Here is a 7,023-nt window from a genome sequence, read left to right on the forward strand (position 1 = left end):
GATTGTAATGAGAAATAAACAAAAATAGATGATCTAATGTGTTGATATATCAAGTGTGTACAAGCTATCGGCTCGGTAAGAAGATAAAGATGACCGAAAAGTTGTAGTATCAATAAATGGACAAGCTTTTATTAATTTGTACAGGCTGAGAACGGCTACTTTGATTGAAAGTCAATAAAGAATTGCAATCAAAGTATGCGTCTCTTCGCTAAAACTCGTTCTTATATTTTCTATGAAACTACTTGAAGCGATAAAATAAATCTCGGTTTTAGTGCAATACTAGATACATGTAGTAGCTGAAATTCTCGGTAATAACAAATGCCAGCGATCGCTGGCATTTGTTATTACCGAGAAAAAGGGGACAAGGAGTGCTTGTCCCTAGTGGTTTCAAGGGTTCTTGTCCATTTCGTATGGTTGCTGTATTTTCAAATTTTAGAGCTCTCGGTTTTTAGGGAAATCGTAAATAATCTCCTCGGTTTTAGGGCTTGTTCGTTCTTGTCCTATTTTCAAAGATTTGTAGAAAAGAATCGATTTTTATTAGGTATATTCAATTATTTTGATTGGATATGCCTTTTGCTATTTACACGGGTAAATTCATTTTTGTAATGATATGATTGTAAGTTTACCGAGGTAATGTTACTCAAGGACAATTCAAATGTAGGACATAACTGGGAATTCATTTTTTTATGGATAACTAATACTTTTTAGAGGAATCAATATAAACTTGTCTCATGTTTTCTCTGCTTGTCTCATACATTTACTGTATAGGAGAAGAGGAGGGGAAATGTAATGAGTCAAGATCGTGCACTTGCATACGCAATCGATGAAATTACAGAAATTGCAACGGGATTTGGATTGGATTTTTATCCGATGAGATATGAAGTTTGTCCTGCTGAGATTATTTATACATTTGGGGCATATGGAATGCCTACTCGTTTTTCACACTGGAGCTTTGGAAAGCAATTTTTTAAGATGAAGCTTCATTATGACTTAGGACTAAGCAAAATTTATGAGTTGGTAATTAATTCGAATCCATGCTATGCCTTCCTATTAGATACAAATAGCCTGATTCAAAATAAATTGATTGTTGCCCATGTACTGGCGCATTGTGATTTTTTCAAAAATAACATTCGATTTTCAAATACAAAGCGAGACATGGTTGAAAGTATGGCAGCGACTGCAGAACGCATTAAAGCATATGAACATGAATATGGAAGACAAGAAGTTGAAAAGTTTCTAGACGCTGTACTGGCAATTCAAGAACACATTGATCCATCACTAGTAAGGAATAAACTATCCTGGTCAATGGATGATATGTATGTAGAAGAACGAGAAGAAAGAAGAAAAACAGATTATGATGATTTGTGGGGATTAGATAATAGAAATAAAAAACAGGAGCCGCAGAGTATTCGTAAGAAAAAGAAGTTCCCGCCACAATCTGAAAAAGATTTATTGTTGTTCATTCAAGAATACAGTCGGGAGTTAGAAGAGTGGCAGCGAGATATTTTAACGATGCTGCGAGAAGAAATGCTTTACTTTTGGGCACAAATGGAAACGAAAATTATGAATGAAGGTTGGGCAAGTCTGTGGCATCAAAGAATTTTACGAGAAATGGATTTAACTTCAAGTGAAGCTATTGAATTTGCAAAATTAAATGCAGGTGTAGTTCAACCATCGAAAACAAGCATTAATCCATACTATCTAGGAATTAAAATGTTTGAACACATTGAAGAACGTTATGACAATCCGACTGAAGAAATGAAACGAAGAGGAATTAAGCCTGGATCGGGTAAACAGAAAATTTTTGAGGTGCGGGAGCTGGATAGTGACACATCATTTATTCGTAATTATTTAACGAAAGAATTGGTTATGCGAGAAGATATGTACTTGTTCCAAAGGCAAGGAAAAGAGTACAAAGTTATAGATAAAGAATGGACACATGTACGAGATCAGCTTGTAAACATGAGAACAAATGGTGGATTTCCATATTTGATGGTTGAAGATGGAGATTACTTAAAAACTGGTGAACTATACTTAAAGCATTATTATGAAGGAATTGAACTTGATTTGAAGTATTTGGAGAAAGTATTGCCTTATATGTATCAACTGTGGGGAAGAACCGTTCATATGGAATCAGTTGTGGAGAATAAAGGTGTTGTGTTTTCTTATGATGGGAAGATGGTGCATAGGAAGTATGTGTGATGTTATTGATATAACCAGTAATTAAATAAGGATATTTATGTAATTGGCTATAAAAATGAATGTATTATCGAATATTAAAAGAGAGCAAAGCTATTGAAATAATAGCTTTGTTTTTTGTATTTCGTTAGTATGTTACATTATTTTTTAGTATAAACTTGTAAATTATGCTAATTAAGTCGAAAATTTAGTATAATTATTTTAATTAGTATTATATATGAAGAGGTGAATGCTAGTGAATAATGAATTTTTAGAAAAACTGAAAAGGGGTCCATCCTTTTTATTTTTAGGACAGGATACCCTTAGAACAGCGACAGGAAAAGATCCATTGTTAGCGGAAGTAAGTCGGAAATATGGAACTGGGCAAGTAATTACTGATTATAATGATTTAATACAACTCTTTGATAGTTGCATTAAGAATGATGCTAATGAGAAGGAAGCTATTTTAGCTTGGATGCAGCAGAGGTGTGAAAGGTTTACTTCTCCTTCTTGGCTTGATTACATAGCCAAATTTAAATGGAATGGTGTTTATACATCATGTATAGATTCATTTTGGTTTAAATCATTTAAAAATGATTGGCGGGAGTTTCAATCTATATATAATGACAAACATTCGCCTGAGAATCCTAGAAATCGTTTGAGATTGCATACAACTTTTTTATTTGGATCAGTGAATAGAACAGAAGATTCAGAGAGAGCTCCGCTTTCTAAAATAGAGTTTATTAAAAGGAAACCTATTGCGACTGCTTTAGCTAGGCGACTTAAAGAGTTGATAACACCTTTAGGTGTATTAATAATTGAGGGATACGCAGGAACAGCTGATTGGTTAAATCCAGAAATGTTATATGTAGCTATATCGGAGCTGAATGATAAACAAGTACATATTTTTAGTATAACGGATGAACTTAAAGAAGATGAATATATAAATTTATTGTTAGAAGAAGGGAAAATAGTTTTACATACTGAAAGTTTAATGTCCTTTTTAAGCCATGCAGAAGAAAATGGACATATAGATTTAAATGATAAACCTAATGAGGAATTTAAACATTCTATCCAAATAGGTGACAAAGTTTTCGGTATTCCACCTTCAATATGGAATCAAACTAGCAAAAGTGCAACGATTTTAACAGATTCATTATTTTTACCACCTGAGCCAATTTCTGATGAAAAAAGGTATAGTGAATTTAGAAAATTTTTATCTGAGTCAAGCATTAAGCCAATTTGGGATGGATATAACAAAGGGTATTCTTTTGCAAGGAACTTTGAAGAAGAGTTATATAGGATAGTTACATCTTCTTTAGAAGAAAGGCAATTGCAAAATGATCCCATCATTTTACATGGACAAACAGGTACAGGAAAAACAGTAGCACTTGGATCAATTGCTTACAGAGTACGGGATGAAGGAAAGTACCCTGTTCTTTTTATTGAAAGAAAGTCACAACGTTTATCAAATAATGATTTAGAAGCATTTTGTAAATGGGCTGAGGATTTAGGGGCAAAAACTTGCTTAATTATATGGGATGGTATGACTGAAGTTACCCAGTATTACTCATTATTAAACTTTTTGGCAAGTCGGGGGAGAAAAGTTGTCATATTGGGAAGTTCATATAAGTTAGATAATGTAGGGAACTTGAATAATTATGTAAATGCGCCTTCACAACTAGAGATTAATGAGTCAAATAATTTCTTGAGTTTTATCAATAGGTTTGATCCAGGTTTAGGTGACGTTTTGAAAGATCAGATACACATTGATGACCCGAATTTTTTAGTTTGTTTGTATAGGGTGTTACCAGTTACAAGAAGTCATATTAGAATGGGGCTTAATAAAGAAGTCGAAAATGCTGAAAGGCAGATGAGAATTCAAATCGAAGGGGGAGAGATTGAAGCAAAATCTACAACTCTTGCTTACGCTCTTTTAAAATCAGGAGTTATTACTCCAAAAGATTTAGCTATAAATACTACGGATAAGGATGAAATTGGAGGAGAGCAATTAGATCAACTACAAAAATTAATAGGTTTAATTATGGTTCCAGGAAAGTATGGAATAAGAATACCATTGGAAATTCTTTTGAGAACATTGGATAAATCTTATCTAGAAGATTTTAATAAGATATTTGATGGAACAGATATATTTAAATGTTATGAAGATACTGTAGGAAACATATTAGTTGGTCCGAGACATCCTTTAGAAGCGAAATTATTGACACAATACAGGCTTGGCGGCAGTAAATATGAAATTGAATTTATCAAACAATTATTACTTGAAGTTAGAGATAATGATTTCGGTCAAGATAGTTATGAGATGCAATTTGCAGTAGATTTAATAAGATGCGTAGGTCCTAATGGAGAAGATAGTTCCTACTATGCACCATATTTCTTGGATTTATCAAAAACACTTACTCAACTAAGAGAAGAGCGTGGCGTAGGCAATCCAAGGTTAATGTTACAAGAAGCAACATTACTCAGAGAATGTGTAGTAAAAAGCGATAAACAGATATTAAATAGAGATAATCATGATGAATTAGAATTACTTAATGATGCCGAAAAAATTATAAAAAAAGCATTGGACTATGTGCATGAAGATAAGTATTATTATCCATTGAAAAGTGCCATTATAGTTGAACATGCTTCTATTATTGGCTTTCAAATTCAACATTATATAAATAATAATCATACATTTTCAAATTTGAGGACTTTATATAAAGATGCGCGCGATTTAATTTATCAAGCCAAGCAACTTGACCCAAATAGTTATTATCCGATTGATGTGTTTGCTTGGATAACCAAAAGTTTATTATTATTTGATCAGCTTTCACCTATAGAAAGGGTAGAAGCAGAAACGGATATTATCCATATTTTCGATTTAGTAAATTCAGATGATATTAGCACAAATCAAAAAATAAAATATGAAGATCGAAAAATGGAAATAGGTAAGTTATTAGATAAAGATGAAATGACAGAAGAAGCATTCAATAACTTAATAAAACAAGGATCAAAAGTAGGTTATTATAGAAAAGCCTATCAAATAATTAAAGATATTCCTCGTGATAGGAAATTAACAGAAGAAGAAGTTTTAAGGTGTAAGGAAGCAGTAGATTATTTAGAAAATGTTAGAGAAAAGATTAATGATGATGGTAAATGTATGTACTTGCTATTTAGGTTATGGTGGATGATGAAAACAGGAAGACCATTCTTTTATGAGGAACGTCAAGTCCTCCCTTTTACAAAAGAAGACTGGGGATATTGTTATCGCATATTAACAGATTTAATGGAGACAGAGGATTTTTATTCAACGCCATCCATAAAGTATTTTAAGGGAGTCGTTTTATTTCATTTAGGTTATTTAAATGATTCTATGCAAGTTTTTAAAGAATTAGAAAGTGAATCAGAATTTTTATATAAAAGTAGAAGGATAATTAGAAGCTATTTAGCTAGTAACAGCGATGGACAGCCTACTGTTTATAATGGAACCGTTAGCTTTATAGCTAGTAACTGGTCTAAAGGCGATATTTATGTAGAAGAGTTAAGAAAAAGGGTTAGGTTTGATCCAAAGTCCTTTAATAAAGATATTAAATTACATGATGAATTAACATTCCATATCGCTTTTAATTTTAGAGGATTTATTCCAGATCCAATCAATTATTATGAGATAAAGCGAGGAAAAGGTAATGAATGATGCTTTGTCTATTGAAAGCTTAATGTTGGATATAATGTCTACTAGGAAAATTATTGATAGGTTATCAAGAAATTTAACAAATAGACAAATTTTTAATGAATCAGAATTCCATATACCTAATTTTTCGAATCCAGAATTAGGATTTATTAAAACTGTATCTTGGTTATATATTCATTATTATGAATTAGGAAAAGTTGATATTAAATTTTTGTTACCTAAATTAGGGGTTTATTCGATAGATTCAGATAATAAACAAAGTAATCACTTTAAATTAGTTCATCATTTAAGGACTTATTTACAGCATAGTTTAGATTTAACAAAACCAAGGAATCAGGAAATGGAACAATATTGTGGTTCATGGTTTAGAGAAGTATGTACTACTTCATATCCAAATTCTTTAGAGCATTGGAAACAATGTTTAAACAGTATATTAGTAGAGGCGAAAGATTTTTATGATAGTATAATAAAGTGCATACAAAATATTGAGGCTGATGAATCAATTGATCACATTGTTCAAGACTGGAATTTTTGTAGGGATCGCTATCATCCACCACATGAATTTGAAATCCTTATTTCCAAGACGGCAGGTGATATGGGAAGGGATTTAATTGACAGTAGTAAAATGTGTAAAAAATTTTATAATGACTGGAACAAGGCGTTAGAGCTCTTGAAACCAGGGTATATTTTTGAGGTAGAAGCAAGGAAGCTTATTGAAAATACACTTTTAACTGAAATGAAAAGTGTTATGCCTATTATAGGTCTCGACATAATGAATTATTTTGGAGTAGAGCCTGGACCAAAAGTTGGTGAATTGTTAAACATTGCAAAAAAGCTATTTGAGGAAAAACCATGTAATAGGGAAGAATTATTACAAAGAATTAAAGAGCACTATGAGTTTTAGTTTTGGTGAAAAACGGTATTAAGCAGGTTGATTGGTGCTATAAAAGGTAGTGAAAGTATCTTAACAATACGAGGTTGGGCGAGCCTGTGGCATCAAAGAAAACTTACATTCAAGTGAGGAGTTAGCTTGTAAATATACGAGCTAATGGCGTTTTTCTATAGATCATAGTCAAAGTTTATAAGAAAAAAGATGTGTTTTCTTATAATGGGCAGATGATGCATCGGAAGTATGTATAACAAAAGGAGCT

General features: G+C 32.1%; 3 protein-coding genes. All 3 read left to right on the top strand.

From position 1 onward, the window contains the following. Window positions 1–789 precede the first annotated feature (789 nt). The 3 genes from KI369_RS24485 to KI369_RS24495 all read left to right on the top strand — a co-directional run bounded on the left by KI369_RS24485 (window position 790) and on the right by KI369_RS24495 (window position 6,776). The gene (locus KI369_RS24485; protein WP_154981858.1) at window positions 790–2,202 is read left to right on the top strand and encodes a SpoVR family protein; all 1,413 of its coding nucleotides are present in this window, start codon (window positions 790–792) and stop codon (window positions 2,200–2,202) included. 232 nt (window positions 2,203–2,434) lie between these two features. Beyond that, window positions 2,435–5,875, top strand: coding sequence for a DEAD/DEAH box helicase family protein (locus KI369_RS24490; RefSeq protein ID WP_154981859.1), 3,441 nt, complete (start codon window positions 2,435–2,437; stop codon window positions 5,873–5,875). Then, on the top strand, window positions 5,868–6,776 hold the full coding sequence (locus KI369_RS24495) for an HD domain-containing protein (RefSeq protein ID WP_154981860.1): 909 nt from the start codon (window positions 5,868–5,870) through the stop codon (window positions 6,774–6,776). Before KI369_RS24490 ends, KI369_RS24495 begins: the two co-directional genes overlap by 8 nt. The last annotated feature ends 247 nt before the right edge of the window (window positions 6,777–7,023 follow it).

It is taken from the genome of Bacillus sanguinis, assembly GCF_018332475.1.
Lineage (GTDB): Bacteria > Bacillota > Bacilli > Bacillales > Bacillaceae_G > Bacillus_A > Bacillus_A sanguinis.

Bases quoted from the DNA above. Each gene is read 5' to 3' on its own strand.
- KI369_RS24485 (WP_154981858.1), top strand. From the start codon at position 790: ATGAGTCAAGATCGTGCACTTGCATACGCAATCGATGAAATTACAGAA.
- KI369_RS24495 (WP_154981860.1), top strand. From the start codon at position 5,868: ATGAATGATGCTTTGTCTATTGAAAGCTTAATGTTGGATATAATGTCT.